General features: G+C 65.7%; 12 protein-coding genes. 3 read left to right on the forward strand and 9 right to left on the reverse strand.

The genetic code is table 11. The features are described from left to right. Window positions 1-8 precede the first annotated feature (8 nt). Window positions 9-365, forward strand: coding sequence for a glycine cleavage system protein GcvH (gene gcvH / locus L1965_RS11280; RefSeq protein WP_235756708.1), 357 nt, complete (start codon window positions 9-11; stop codon window positions 363-365). A gap of 106 nt (window positions 366-471) precedes the next feature. Continuing rightward, a complete protein-coding gene (gene gcvP / locus L1965_RS11285) occupies window positions 472-3,312 on the forward strand; it encodes an aminomethyl-transferring glycine dehydrogenase (RefSeq protein ID WP_235756545.1) in 2,841 nt (946 codons plus the stop codon). 138 nt (window positions 3,313-3,450) lie between these two features. Here gcvP and L1965_RS11290 read toward each other — a convergent pair whose 3' ends face one another. Beyond that, window positions 3,451-4,503 carry a glycosyltransferase family 61 protein gene (locus L1965_RS11290; protein ID WP_235756546.1) on the reverse strand — a complete coding sequence of 351 codons (1,053 nt, stop codon included), beginning with the start codon at window positions 4,501-4,503 and terminating at the stop codon, window positions 3,451-3,453. Between the two features lie 193 nt (window positions 4,504-4,696). On the opposite strand from L1965_RS11290, the gene L1965_RS11295 reads away from it, so the two are divergent. Next, on the forward strand, window positions 4,697-5,011 hold the full coding sequence (locus L1965_RS11295; protein WP_235756547.1) for an antibiotic biosynthesis monooxygenase: 315 nt from the start codon (window positions 4,697-4,699) through the stop codon (window positions 5,009-5,011). Window positions 5,012-5,217: 206 nt separating this feature from the next. On the opposite strand, the gene argC is transcribed toward L1965_RS11295, so the two are convergent. The 8 genes from argC to L1965_RS11335 form a co-directional block, all read right to left on the reverse strand. Then, on the reverse strand, window positions 5,218-6,135 hold the full coding sequence (gene argC / locus L1965_RS11300; RefSeq protein ID WP_235756548.1) for an N-acetyl-gamma-glutamyl-phosphate reductase: 918 nt from the start codon (window positions 6,133-6,135) through the stop codon (window positions 5,218-5,220). Window positions 6,136-6,203: 68 nt separating this feature from the next. Continuing rightward, window positions 6,204-6,533, reverse strand: coding sequence for a DUF779 domain-containing protein (locus L1965_RS11305; protein WP_235756549.1), 330 nt, complete (start codon window positions 6,531-6,533; stop codon window positions 6,204-6,206). Window positions 6,534-6,774: 241 nt separating this feature from the next. Beyond that, complete coding sequence (adh, locus tag L1965_RS11310; protein WP_235756550.1) at window positions 6,775-8,301, reverse strand: aldehyde dehydrogenase; 1,527 nt, start codon at window positions 8,299-8,301, stop codon at window positions 6,775-6,777. Between the two features lie 141 nt (window positions 8,302-8,442). After that, complete coding sequence (locus L1965_RS11315; RefSeq protein WP_235756551.1) at window positions 8,443-9,387, reverse strand: GAF domain-containing protein; 945 nt, start codon at window positions 9,385-9,387, stop codon at window positions 8,443-8,445. 83 nt (window positions 9,388-9,470) lie between these two features. Further along, on the reverse strand, window positions 9,471-10,709 hold the full coding sequence (locus L1965_RS11320) for an ABC transporter ATP-binding protein (protein WP_277882964.1): 1,239 nt from the start codon (window positions 10,707-10,709) through the stop codon (window positions 9,471-9,473). 18 nt (window positions 10,710-10,727) lie between these two features. After that, window positions 10,728-12,263 carry an alpha-amylase family glycosyl hydrolase gene (locus L1965_RS11325; protein ID WP_235756552.1) on the reverse strand — a complete coding sequence of 512 codons (1,536 nt, stop codon included), beginning with the start codon at window positions 12,261-12,263 and terminating at the stop codon, window positions 10,728-10,730. 1 nt (window position 12,264) lies between these two features. Continuing rightward, complete coding sequence (locus L1965_RS11330) at window positions 12,265-13,398, reverse strand: carbohydrate ABC transporter permease (protein ID WP_235756553.1); 1,134 nt, start codon at window positions 13,396-13,398, stop codon at window positions 12,265-12,267. After that, a complete protein-coding gene (locus L1965_RS11335) occupies window positions 13,398-14,393 on the reverse strand; it encodes a carbohydrate ABC transporter permease (RefSeq protein ID WP_235756554.1) in 996 nt (331 codons plus the stop codon). The genes L1965_RS11330 and L1965_RS11335 overlap by 1 nt, the downstream gene beginning before the upstream one ends. Window positions 14,394-14,431: the final 38 nt, after the last annotated feature.

Below are 14,431 nucleotides of genomic sequence, written 5' to 3' on the forward strand. Positions count from 1 at the left end.
AACCCATGCTGAAATACACCGAAGACCATGAATGGATGCGCGCCGAGGGCGACGAGATCGTCGTGGGCATCACCAGCCACGCCAGCGAGCAGCTGGGCGATGTGGTGTTCATCGAACTGCCCGAGGAAGGCCGCGAGGTCGCGGCCGGAGACGAGATCGTGGTGATCGAATCGGTGAAGGCCGCCAGTGACATCACCGCGCCGGTCGCGGGCGTCATCTCGGCGGTCAACGCTGATCTGGCCGACAATCCCGGGGCCGTGAACGAAGACCCCATGGCGGCCTGGTTCTTTCGCATCCGCCCGGCGCAGCCCGACGCAATCGAGGGATTCCTGGACGAGGACGCCTACACGGCCCTGATCGGCTGATCCACCCCCTGCCGGGCCTGGCGGCCCGGCGAAGACCGGGGCGCTTCGCATGACGACCAGAATGCGGCGCAGGCCGCATTGTCGACCGGAACTGATGGACACGCGCATGACCCGCTGGATGCCGACCGACTACAACCCCGACGATTTCGCCAACCGGCGCCATATCGGGCCGTCTCCGGCAGAGATGGCCGAGATGCTGAAGGCTGTCGGCGCCGACAGCCTTGAGTCGCTGATCGAACAGACGGTCCCCAAGGCGATCCGCCAGGACCGGCCGCTGGACTGGCCCGCCCTGTCCGAGGCGGCCTTGCTGGCCCGGATGGAGGCGGTCGCCAAGAAGAACCGCGTCATGACCAGCCTGATCGGGCAGGGTTATTACGGCACCTTCACGCCGCCCGCGATCCAGCGCAACATCCTGGAAAACCCGGCCTGGTACACGGCCTATACACCCTATCAGCCCGAAATCGCCCAGGGTCGCCTTGAGGCGCTGCTGAATTACCAGACGATGGTGGCGGACCTGACCGGGCTGCCTGTCGCCAATGCCTCGCTGCTGGACGAGGCGACCGCGGCAGCCGAGGCGATGGCCATGGCGCGGCGGCAGGCGAAATCCAGCGCGGACGCGTTCTTCGTGGCCCATGACCTGCATCCGCAGACCATCGCGGTGATCGAGACGCGGGCCGCGCCGCTGGGGATCCGGATCGTCAAGGGATCGGTGGACGATCTGGTTCCAGACCAGGTCTTCGGCGCCATCTTCCAGTATCCGGGCACCTATGGCCATATCCGCGACCTGACGCCCGAGATCGACGCGCTGCACGACGCCAGGGCGCTGGCCATCGTGGCGACCGACCTGCTGGCGCTGTGCCTGCTGAAGGAGCCCGGCGCGATGGGCGCCGATATCGCGGTCGGATCGGCGCAGCGTTTCGGCGTGCCGATGGGCTATGGCGGGCCGCATGCCGCGTTCATGTCCTGCCGGGACGCACTGAAGCGGGCGATGCCCGGACGGATCGTGGGGGTCAGCGTGGATGCCAGCGGCAACCAGGCCTACCGGCTGTCCTTGCAGACCCGAGAGCAGCATATCCGGCGCGAAAAGGCGACCAGCAATGTCTGCACCGCGCAGGCTCTGCTGGCGGTGATGGCCGGGTTCTATGCGGTGTTCCACGGTCCCGAGGGACTGCGCGCCATCGCGCAGCGGGTGCATCTGCACGCGGTCACCGTGGCCGATGCGCTGCGCGCGGCGGGCGCGGATGTCGCCCCGCCGGCGCTGTTCGACACGATCACCGTCAAGGTTGGCGTCGGGCAGGCGGGCATCCTTGCGGCAGCCGAACAGCGCGGGATCAATCTTCGCAAGGTCGGCCGCGACCGGGTGGGGATCAGCGTGGACGAAACCACCGATGCCGCCGTGATCGCGCGACTTCTGGATGCGTTCGGCATCGATCAGGCCGCCGCACCCGCCATGAGCCCGGCGATCCCCGAGGACCTGCTGCGTGACAGCGACTACCTGACCCATCCGGTGTTCCACATGAACCGGGCCGAATCCGAGATGATGCGGTACATGCGGCGTCTCTCGGATCGCGATCTGGCCCTGGATCGGGCGATGATCCCGCTGGGGTCCTGCACGATGAAGCTGAACGCCGCCGCCGAGATGATGCCGATCACCTGGCCGGAATTCGGGGCCCTGCACCCGTTTGCGCCGCGCCACCAGGCGACCGGCTATGCCGAGGCGATCGCCGATCTGACCGACAAGCTGTGCCAGATCACCGGCTATGACGCGTTTTCGATGCAGCCCAACAGCGGCGCGCAGGGGGAGTATGCGGGCTTGCTGACGATCCAGGCCTATCACCGCGCCAATGGCGACGATCAGCGCGATGTCTGCCTGATCCCGATGTCGGCGCATGGCACCAACCCGGCCAGCGCCCAGATGTGCGGCATGAAGGTCGTGGTCGTGAAGTCCGCCCCGAACGGCGACATCGATCTTGAGGATTTCGCCGACAAGGCCGCCAGGGCCGGGACCCGTCTGGCCGCGGTGATGATCACCTATCCCAGCACGCATGGCGTCTTCGAGGACACGGTCCGCGATGTCTGCCGGATCACCCATGAGCATGGCGGCCAGGTCTATATCGACGGGGCGAACCTCAATGCGCTGGTCGGTCTTGTGAAGCCCGGCGAGATCGGCGGCGATGTGAGCCACCTGAACCTGCACAAGACATTCGCCATTCCGCATGGCGGCGGCGGTCCCGGCATGGGGCCGATCGGCGTCAAGGCGCATCTGGCCCCGCATCTGCCGGGCGATCCGCGCGATCCCGACAGCGGGGCCGTCGCGGCCGCACCCTTCGGCAGCGCCTCGATCCTGCTGATTTCATGGGCCTACTGCCTGATGATGGGCGGCGCGGGGCTGACCCAGGCAACGCGCGTCGCGATCCTGAACGCGAACTACATCGCCAGCCGCCTGTCGGGGGCCTACCCGATCCTGTTCATGGGCAATCGCGGCCGCGTGGCGCATGAATGCATCCTGGACACAAGGCCCTTTGCCGAACATGGCGTGACCGTGGATGACATCGCCAAGCGACTGATCGACAACGGGTTCCACGCCCCGACGATGAGTTGGCCGGTCGCCGGCACGCTGATGGTGGAACCCACCGAAAGCGAAACCAAGGCCGAGATCGACCGATTCATCGCCGCCATGCTGGCGATCCGGGACGAGATCACCGATGTCGCCGAAGGCCGGATCGCGGCCGAAGCCAGCCCTCTGCGCCGCGCACCCCACACCGTCGAGGACCTGGTCGCGCAATGGCACCGGCCCTATTCGCGCGAACAGGGCTGCTTTCCGCCCGGATCATTTCGGGTGGACAAGTACTGGCCGCCGGTGGGGCGTGTCGACAACGCCCATGGTGACCGCCACCTGATCTGCACCTGTCCGCCGCTGGACAACTATTCCGGGCAAGCCGGGTAGGAACACCACTCCACCCGGCGACCCATGCAGACGTCGCCGCGCATGCCCCGCCGGCCCTGTCGCGCCCCGCCCCCCACGCGCGGCGAGCCGTGGCGGGATCGTGCGGCGATTTTCGGGCGTCGGGCGTCGGGCCGGCTTTCAGTCAAAGAGGTCGATGGTGGCGAACAGGTCGTCCCGCGACAGCCGGAATTCGATGTCGCCGCCTTCGGCCACCAGCAGCCCGTAATGCTGGCCAAGGCGGTCGGTCATCTGCTTCAGCGTCGCGGCAACCCGCAGCGGCGGCTGGATCGGAATGATCGCGGCGCCTTCGGGCGCGACGGTTATGCCGTGAACCAGGTGACTGCCCTCGACCCCGACGATGATCCTTGCGGCCCCGCAGGCTTCGATCAACTGCTCAACCGTCGCCTGCAGCGGATCGATCACCCGAAACCCGCGCTCGGCCGCCAGACATTCGGCGAGGTCGCGTTCGTTGACCAGCACACGCCGGTCGCCCGCATCTCCGCGCAGCAGGAACACGCCGGGCACCGGCTTGGGATCGCGGCCCGCCAGCAGGCGGCGGCGCAATGCACGGGCGCGCGCCGCCTTGTGACCGTTATTGGCAAGATCGCCGAACATCACCAGATCGGTGAAATGCACGTCGGCCTCCACACGCCCAGGCGTCATTCCGATGAGCCGCTCGTAATCATGCTGATGGCTGCCCGGCGGCCTGGCGGCCGATATGCTGACAGGGCTGCCCTGCGCCTCTGCCAGCTCGTAGGTGAGCGTGGCGTCCATCAGCCAGCTGCCGAACCAGCGATTCGTGGTCCAGCTTTCATACAGCGTGCCGCTTGCCTCGGTCCGGGGCCGCGGGGTCAGGCCGAAACGGCGCTGGCGCGGTCGCAGATGGTATTCCGCCCCGCCGTGATACAGCACCCCGTCCACCAGATCGACGCCGCGCAGCCGCCAGGCCGTCGTCGGCCCCTCATGGGTGTCGCCCCGGCGGGTCAGGGCCTCGATCGTGTCAGGCAGCGGCGCGAAAACCGAGGCGCGGATCCGCTCGACCTGTCCCGGAAGCGCGCGCGAGGGAAGATAGTGCATCGTTTCGGCGGGGCCGACCTGCCAGGTTTCTGTGGCGCTGGCGAAGAATTCCGGCGCACCGCGCCGGGCGAGGCGGCGCAGGCGGGCGGTGAAGGGTCTGAGGAAAACCACCATGCCGAACCGAGCAACTTGCAAACACGCAATAGCGCAGGACCGTCGGCAATCCGGCAGAATCGGCCTTGCGTCCGGCGAACGGACCGCGCGTCATCTGGCTCAAGCGCAATGATCCGCGATATAGATTTTCTAGAGCCCATCACCGTGGTTCCGTCAAGTCGTTACCATCGACCGCAAGAAGGAAAAAATCGGCATGTTGATACAACTTGTCAGCATCGAGGTGCTGCCTGGCCACCGGGATGACTTTCTCGAGGCGTTTCGCATCAACTGGCAGGGGACGCAGCGCGAACCGGGCAATCTGCGCTTTGACCTGCTCTGCGACCCCGAGGACGACAACCGATTCACGGTCTATGAGATCTTCATCGACGAGGATGCGCTGAAGGCCCATGGGCAGACCGACCACTATCGCCGCTGCATCGAACGGATCACGCCGATCACCACCGGGCAGCGGACCAAGCGGTATTTCCGGCCTGCCCTTGTCGAGGATACGCCGCCGGCCGGACGCTAGAACAGCATGTCGTCGTTCGACAGGCACCGCGCGGTGGCGTCGAAGGCAAGGTCGATGCTGTCGCCGGATGCCTGGCCGGACGTCCCGCCCGGGGCTTCAGGGCAGGTGCCGGTGCCCGCGCCTGGCGCGCAAACCCTCCGGGCCGTCCCGCCCGTGTCGCGCGGATAGGGCGTCGGAGGCCGGCGGGACCGGACGCAAGGCGAAACTCAGAGCCCCTCGGCCTCGTCCAGTCCCAGCATGATATTGGCGTTCTGGATCGCCGCACCGGACGCGCCCTTGCCCAGATTGTCCAGCACCGCGACGACCGTCGCGCAGCCGTTGTCGTCATCGCCATGCACGCTGATCCGCATGACATTGGTGCCGTTCATCGCGGTCGGCACAAGCCGCGAGCCGACCTCTTCGGCATCCACGACCTGCACGAATTGCTGGCCGTCATAGTGCTCGGACAGCGCCTCGAACAGCGCCGCCACCGTGCGTTCGTCGTCCAGATGCAACGGCAACTGCACCACCATGCCCTGCGCGAAATTGCCGACCGCAGGCGAAAACACCGGCTGCACCAGCAGGCCGGCATGGGCCATGATCTCGGGAATGTGCTTGTGACGCTGGGTCAGGCCATAGACGAAATGCGCCGGGGCGCCGCCATCCTGATACTCGGCGATCAGGGCCTTGCCGCCGCCGGTATAGCCACTGACGGCATTGATCGCCAGCGGTTCGTCCTCGTCGATCAACCCGGCCGCGACCAGCGGCGCGATGATGGCGATCGAGCCGGTCGAATAACAGCCGGGATTGCTGACCAGCCTTGCCTCGGCGATCTGGTCGCGGATCTCGTCGGACAGTTCGGGAAAGCCGAACACCCAGCGATCATCGACCCGATGCGCCGTCGAGGCGTCGATCAGCCTGACATCCAGATCGCGGGTCAGTTCGACCGCCTCGCGGGCCGCCTCGTCGGGCAGGCAGAGGATGCCGATATCGGCCCGCTCGAACGCCTCGCGACGCGCGTCGGCGTCCTTGCGGCGACCCGGGTCGATGGTGATCAGCCGGATATCCTCGCGCGGCTCCAGCCGTTCGCGGATCTGCAGACCCGTGGTGCCGGCTTCGCCGTCGATGAAGATGCTGTAGGCCATGATCGGATCTCCTCAGGGAACGCGCCGCTTATAGGCCAATCCCCTGGTCGCCACAATCATGGGGCGTATCAGGTCGAGCAGATCTCGGACCGGGTCAGGAAGCGTTTCTCGCGGCCATTGTCCAGGCTGAACATCCCGCCGCGCCCCGCCACCACGTCGATGATCAGGTCGGTATGTTTCCACGTCTCGTACTGGCTGGCCGAGATATAGAAGGGCGCGCCGCCGATCTCGCCGATCTTCACATCCCGTTCGCCGATCTTGAAGTCGGACTGCGGATAGCACATCGGGCTGGACCCGTCGCAGCAACCGCCCGACTGGTGGAACAGGACGGGACCATGATCGGCGGTGATTTCCTCGATCAGTTGCAGCGCCGCGGGCGTGGCGGTGACGGTGCTCATGTCTTCAAGCTCCTCTTCAGGAATTTCGGGTCTTTCCTCCGGCTTCAGGCCCGGCTGTTGCGAATTCTCCGCGATCCGGCGTTGCAATTCCAGCGTCAGCGTGCCCGACAACAAGCCCCGGGCGATCCCGGGAGGGACGCCGCAATCCCGCAGGGAAGGAGACAATCCGCGCTGATGCCGCGGGGTCCCCGCGGCTTGCGGGGAAAGGGACGGCCCCTGGGGGCCGCCCGCCGTGGCAGGATCAGAAGAAGCCCAGTTTCTTGGGGCTATAGCTGACCAGCATGTTCTTGGTCTGCTGGTAGTGGTCCAGCATCATGCGGTGGTTTTCGCGTCCGATGCCCGACTGCTTGTAGCCGCCGAAGGCCGCATGGGCAGGATAGGCATGGTAGCAATTTGTCCAGACCCGGCCCGCCTTGATGGCGCGGCCAAAACGGTAGCAGGTGTTGGCCTCGCGCGACCAGACTCCCGCCCCAAGGCCGTAAAGCGTGTCATTGGCGATCGACAGCGCCTCGTCGTCGTCCTTGAAGGTGGTGACCGACACGACCGGGCCGAAGATCTCCTCCTGGAAGACCCGCATCTTGTTGTGGCCCTTCAGGACGGTCGGCTCGATGTAGTAGCCCGACGACAACTCGCCGCCCAGATCGGCCGCCTTGCCGCCCGTCAGCACCTCGGCGCCTTCCTTGCGGCCGATGTCGAAATAGGACAGGATCTTTTCCTTCTGCTCGCTGGACGCCTGCGCGCCGATCATCGTCGCGCTGTCGCGCGGGTCTCCCTGAACGATGTCTTTCACGCGTTGCAACGCCCGTTCCATGAAGCGGTCATAGATCGATTCATGGATCAGCGCGCGCGACGGGCAGGTGCAGACCTCGCCCTGGTTCAGCGCGAACATCACAAAGCCCTCGATTGCCTTGTCGAAGTAATCGTCGTCCTCGCGCGCGACATCCTGGAAGAAGACGTTGGGCGACTTGCCGCCCAGTTCCAGCGTCACCGGAATCAGGTTTTCCGCGGCATACTGCATGATCAGGCGGCCGGTGGTCGTCTCGCCGGTGAAGGCGATCTTCGCGATGCGCGGATTCGAGGCCAGCGGCTTGCCGGCTTCCAGACCGAACCCGTTGACGATGTTCAGCACGCCCGGCGGCAGCAGATCGCCGATCAGATCGGCCCAGACCATGATCCCGGCCGGGGTCTGTTCGGCGGGCTTCAACACGACGCAATTGCCAGCGGCCAGCGCCGGTGCCAGCTTCCACGTTGCCATCAGCAGCGGAAAGTTCCACGGGATGATCTGCCCCACGACGCCAAGCGGCTCATGGAAGTGATAGGCGACGGTGTCGTGGTCGATTTCCGAGATCCCGCCTTCCTGCGCGCGCAGCACGCCGGCGAAATAGCGGAAATGGTCCACTGCCAGCGGCAGGTCGGCGGCCATCGTCTCGCGGATCGGCTTGCCGTTGTCCCAGGTCTCGGCGGTCGCCAGCAGTTCCAGGTTCTTCTCCATCCGGTCGGCGATGCGGAACAGGATGTTCGACCGCTCGGTGGTCGAGGTGCGGCCCCAGGCGTCCTTCGCGGCATGGGCTGCATCCAGCGCCGCCTCGATGTCGTCGGCGTTCGAGCGGGCGATCTCGCCGATCTCGCCGCCGGTGATCGGCGTGGTGTTGGTGAAGTACTTGCCCGATTTCGGCGCCACCCACTGGCCGCCGATGAAGTTGTCATAGCGCTTGGCAAAGGGCATCACGCCCACGCCCTTGAACTCGTGCGTCTGATCGTTCGGCATAATTCCATTCCTCCTCTGATGGTCCCGAAGTCTCCTTCTTCGGGTCTCGTCCCAATCTCGGTGCCGGGTCGATTCGTTTCAACGGCACCGGGGTCGCGGTCGCCGGCGGCTGTCTCAGGGATGAGACAGTCTGCGCGATTTTCAGGTCAGGCCCAGCCGTGCCATGCGGCGATACATGGTCGCCCGGCCGACCCCCAGCGCCCGCGCCGCCGCCGAGACATTGCCTTCGGCCCGCGCCAGCGCCCGCGCCACGGCCGCCCGTTCGGCCTTGTCAAAGCCGGTCAGGTCGCCGTTGCGGCCCAGAAGATCGACAGCGGGACGCGGCCGGATCGCGCCTTCGCGCTCCAGCCCAAGCGCGCGGCGTGCCGCGCGGGTCGCGCCGATCGCCAGGTCGTCCTGGTCCACAGCCAGCAGCATCGTCGCGTCCGGACCATCATCCGAGGCGACCACGATCCGCGCCCCCGGGAACGAGGCGCGGAAGAACATCGCCTCGATGGCGCGGGCCGTCTGCGCCACCTGGGCGCTGATCAGGCGGTTGTAGCGTTCGGTCTGGTCGGCGCGCGCGGAACTGACATCCAGCGCCGCGACCAGCCGTCCGTCGGGACCCCAGATCGGCGCGTCCATGCAGGACATGCCGATATTGCGGGTGTGGAAATGTTCGTCGCGATGGATCGTGACCTGCCGCCCCTCGGCCAGGCAGGTCCCGATCCCGTTGGTGCCCTGCGCGGCTTCGGACCAGTCGATGCCCTGCCACAGCCCCCATTCCCGGAACTGCGCCGCGTCGGCATCGTCCACGCGCTGATCGAGGACCACCCCGGTCGCGTCGGTCAGCAGCACGTTGCAGCCAGACAGGCAGACAAGATTGTAAAGCTGGTCAAGCTGCGGTCCGGCGACGTTGAGAAAACCCTCCATTGCCTGCCTGCGGGCCGAAAGCTCGGCCAGAGTCAGGCGCTCGGGACGACTGGAATCGCCGGGATCAAGCCCGTGCTTCAGCATCGACCGGCGCCAGGAAGCGGCCAGAGCCGATGTCGCGGATTTCGACTGCGATCTTTCGGCCACCAGATCGGCGTGGCTGCGTTTCGTCATGATTCCTCCCCAGGTCGGGGAAGTATAGCAGAACGACCGGGCCGCGACTTAGGACTTTCGTCGCGATCCGGCGGGATCATGCCTCAGCGCACCGGGCCCTGGGGCTTGACCAGGCCCTCTTCGATGCGGTCATCCCGGTCGTCCGTGTCGGACGGCATGGCCGCCGCGCCATGGGCGCCGCCGGCGCTGCCCGAGGGGCGAGCCGTCGGCGGCTGATAGGGCGGCAGGTCCACCCCGTCGCGATAGAGAAGCGAAACACCCTTGTGGAACAGATGCAGCGCGGCGGGATCGGCGGTCAGGCGCACGACCTGGCCGTTCAGGCCCCCATGGACGCCGGGCAACTTGGCCGTCACCGGCACGACATCCTTTCCGGTGCCGAAATACAGCAGCGTCACCTCGCCCAGGGCCTCGGTCAGATCGACCTTGCCTTCAAAGACCGGCGTGCCCTCGGTTTCGCGCATGTCTTCGGGACGGACGCCCAGATTGACGGCCATGCCCTCGTCGCCGGGGCGGGTCGGTATGGCGACCTGCGCCTCAAGCCCGCCATCCAGCGCGACCGTGGTCATCTCGCCGGTCGTCTTGACCTTGCCGGGCAGCAGGTTCATCGCCGGACTGCCGATGAACTGGGCGACGAATTCGTTCACCGGCCGCCCGTACAGCTCCAGCGGCGCGCCGACCTGGGCGATGCCGCCCCCGGCCAGCACCACGATGCGGTCCGCCAGCGTCATCGCCTCGGTCTGGTCGTGGGTGACATAGATCATCGTGCGGTCGGGCATCGAGGATTTCAGCTGCGCGATCTCGATCCGCGTCGCCACCCGCAGCGCCGCGTCGAGGTTCGACAGCGGCTCGTCGAAAAGATAGACCTTGGGATCGCGCACAATGGCCCGGCCGATCGCCACGCGCTGCCTCTGGCCGCCCGAAAGCGCCTTGGGCAGTCGGTCCAGATAGGGGGTCAGCTGCAGCATCTTGCCGGCCCGATCGGTCGCGGCCTTGATCTTGTCCCTGGACTGGCCGGCGATCTTCAGCGCGAAGGCCATGTTGTCGCGCACCGTCATGTGCGGATAAAGCGCATAGGACTGGAACACCATGGCGATGCCGCGCTGGCTTGGCGGGATGTCGTTCATCACCTGGCCGTCGATCTGCAACTCGCCCCCGGTGATCTGTTCCAGCCCGGCGATCATCCGAAGCAGCGTGGACTTGCCGCAACCCGAGGGGCCGACAAACACGATGAACTCGCCCGATCTGATATCGAGGTTGATATTGCTCAGCACCTGCACGTCGCCATAGGCCTTGGCGACATCCGTCAGTTTCAGATCGGCCATTCGCGATCCCTCCCCCGTTTAACCCTCGATGATCTGCACTTGCCACGGCCCCAGCCCGCCTGCCTCTTCGTCCGACAGGTTGGCGCGGATTTGCAGGGTCTGTTCGTTGTCCGCGCGCGTGAAGGACAGCACCGGTCCGTCGGCGCGCATGTCGGTCATCGTGCCCAGCCGCAGCGCACTGTGTTTCTTGCGAAGCCCGATCGCCCAGCGATAGTGATGCAGCATGGACTGCGCATCGGCTTCTTCGGCGACGACGGTGCGCTGCAGATGGCCGTGCGGGATCGGCAGCCAGGGCTGGCTTGTCGAGAAGCCGCCATTCACGCCCATGTCCCAGACCATCGGCGTCCGGCAGCCGTCTCGGCCCTTGTATTCGGGCCAGAACTCGATGCCGTAGGGATCGCGCAGCTCCTCGTAGGACAGCTCGGCCTCGGGCAGGCCAAGCTCTTCGCCCTGATACAGGCAGACCGATCCGCGCAGGCACATCAGCACCGTGCAATAGGCCTTGGCGGCCTGATCGGTCAGGTTCCAGCGGGTGATGTGGCGCATCACGTCATGGTTCGACAGGGCCCAGCACGCCCAGGAATTCGGTGCCACGCCATGCAACTGGTCGAAGACCTCGACGATGCGCTGCGCGGGCAGGCTTTCGCCCGACAGGAAATCGAAGACATAGGACATCTCGACCCGGCCAGCGACGCCGGTATATTCCTCCAGCAGTTCCAGCGCCCGTTCGCTGTCGCCGATCTCGCCTATGACGGCGGCGCCATAGGGTCGCAGCAGCGCCGCGAAACGTTCCAGGAAGGCCAGGTTCTCGGGCTGCGACTTGTCGTATTTGTGGCTCTGGTGGTTGTAGGGATTGACCGCCGGCGCGGTATCGGCCTTGCGCCTTTCGGGCGGCAGCGGCGGATTGTCGCGCAGCTGCTTGTCGTGGAAGTAGAAGTTCACCGTGTCGAGGCGGAAGCCGTCGACCCCCTTGTCCAGCCAGAACCGTGCCATCGCCAGCAGCTCTTCCTGGACCTCCGGATTGTGGAAGTTGAGGTCCGGCTGCGAGACAAGGAAATTGTGCATGTAGTATTGTTCGCGCCGCGGGTCCCAATGCCATGCGCTGCCCCCGAAGATCGACAGCCAGTTGGTCGGCGGCGTGCCGTCGGGCTTGGGATCGGCCCAGACATACCAGTCGGCCTTGGGATTGTCGCGGCTGGCGCGGCTTTCCGCGAACCACGGATGCTCGTCCGAGGTATGCGACATGACCAGGTCGATCAGGACCTTCAGGCCCAGCTCATGGGCCCGTTCGATCAGCCAGTCGAAATCCTCCATCCTGCCGAAGATCGGGTCGATGCCGCGATAATCGCTGACGTCATAGCCGAAATCCTTCATCGGAGATGTGAAGAAGGGCGAGATCCAGATCGCGTCCACACCCAGCGACGCCACATAGGGCATGCGCTGCGCGATGCCGACCAGATCGCCGATTCCGTCCCCGGTCGTGTCCTGGAAGCTGCGCGGGTAGATCTGGTAGATGATCCCGCCCTTCCACCAGTCGATCTTCTGTCCAGTCAAGTCAGCCACCTTTCACCGATCCGGCCAGCAGGCCGCGGACCAGATATTTCTGCATCGCAAAGAACACGATCAGCGGCACGGCGATCGAGATGAAGGCCGATGTCGCCAGGATCTCCCATTCGCCGCCTTTCGAGCCCATCAGTTCGCGCAACACCCCGGTCATCACCAGCTGCTCGCGCGTGTTGCCCAGGAACACGGTCGCCACCAGCAGATCGTTCCAGACCCACAGGAACTGGAAGATCGCAAAGCTGGCCAAGGCCGGGAAGGACAGCGGCAGGATGATGCGGCGGAAGATCTGGAACTCGGTCGCGCCATCGACGCGGGCGCTTTCGATCACTTCGCGCGGCAGGCCGACCATGTAGTTTCGCAGCAGATACACCGCCAGCGGCAGGCCGAACCCGGTATGCGCCAGCCAGATACCCAGATAGCCCTTGCCGATGCCCAGATCGTTATGCAGCCGCAGCAGCGGGATCAGCGACACCTGCAACGGCACCACCAGCAGCCCGACCACCGCCGCGGTCAGCAGCGCCCGGCCCGGAAACTGCATCCACGCCAGCGCATAGGCCGCGAAGGCCGCGATCAGGATCGGGATCACCGTCGCCGGAATCGTCACCGTCATGGTGTTCATGAAGGCGCGGCCCAGCCCCTCGGCCGTCAGCACGCGCTGATAGTTGGCCGTGGTGATCGTCGGGGGCACCTCGGTCGTGGTGAAGATCCGCTCGCCCCGCCGCATCTCGAACGGCGCGGCCGAAGTCAGCCGATAGCTGCCGTCGGCGTTCACCGTCAGATCCCAGCCGTCGTTGATCCGGGCGGTCTCGCCGGGCTGGAATTCGGCCGGCCGGCGGGCGCCTGTGCCCCAGGCGACCAGTTGCTGGTCCCCCTCCAGCACGCTGCCCTCTATGACGTAAAGACCGCCCTCCTGCCTGGCGTCGTCATCCGTTCCGGTCCGCACGAAGCCGGTCTGTTCCGACGCCGAGAAGGACTGCCACCAGCCGCTGGACGCGATCTGGTCGCGGTCGCGGAATGAGGACACGAACAGGCCCAGCGTGGGAATCGTCCACAGCAGAACCAGCAGGAAGGCCGCGATGTTCACCGCCCATGACAGCGAGGATCTCTTTCCGGCCATGCCCTCCATCAGCGAAGCTCCTTGCGCGCGTTGATGATGTTCCAGACCATGATCGGCGTGACCAGCAGCATCAGCACCATCGCGATCGCCGAACCGCGCCCGTAATCGGGGCTGCCGCGGAACATCCAGTCATACATCAGATTGGCCAGGACCTGCGTGCCCCACTGGCCGTTGGTCATCACGAAGACGATGTCGAAGACCTTCAGCACGACGATCGTGATGGTGGTCCAGACGACCGCGATGGTGCCCATGATCTGCGGCACCTTGATCTTCATGAAGACCTGCATCGGCGAGGCGCCGTCCAGAATTGCCGCCTCGATGGTTTCCTCGGGGATGCCGCGCAGCGCGGCCGAAAGGATCACCATCGCAAAGCCGGTCTGGATCCAGACCAGCACGATCATCAGGAAGAAGTTGTTCCACGGGATCAGCGTCAGCCAGATCTGCGGGTCGCCGCCCAGCCTGGTGACAAGCCAGTTCAGCAGGCCGATCTGCGTCTCGTCCGGGCCGCGATACTCATAGATGAATTTCCAGATCACGCCGGCGCCGACAAAGCTGATCGCCATCGGCATGAAGATCAGCGACTTGCCGATATTGCCCCACTTGATCCGGTCGGTCAGCTGCGCCGCGATCAGGCCGAAAAACGTGGACAGCGCCGGAACGACCAGCAGCCACAGCATGTTGTTCAGCATCGATTCGCGGAACTTTTCGTCGCCGGCAGCCCAGGTATAGTTCGACACCCCGACAAAACGGCTGCCGTCGGAACTGTGCAGTGACCGCCACAGGCTGTCGATCACCGGATAGACCAGATACATCCCCAGAAACAGGATCGCGGGCCCCAGGAACAGCCACGGCCGGATCTGGTTTGCCCTGCGGATATTGTCGCCGGCGTTCTGCCCGCGCGGCGGGTAGATCGCGTCGAGGACCCAGTTCGATCCCCAGAACCATGCCACGCAGCCGAATACGCCAATGACGATCGTGCCGGCGGCCAGCCAGAACAGTTCCATCCCTCATCCCCCCCCCGGACGTTTCGACGGATGGCGCG

It is taken from the genome of Paracoccus salsus, from assembly GCF_021556615.1.
Lineage (GTDB): Bacteria > Pseudomonadota > Alphaproteobacteria > Rhodobacterales > Rhodobacteraceae > Paracoccus > Paracoccus salsus.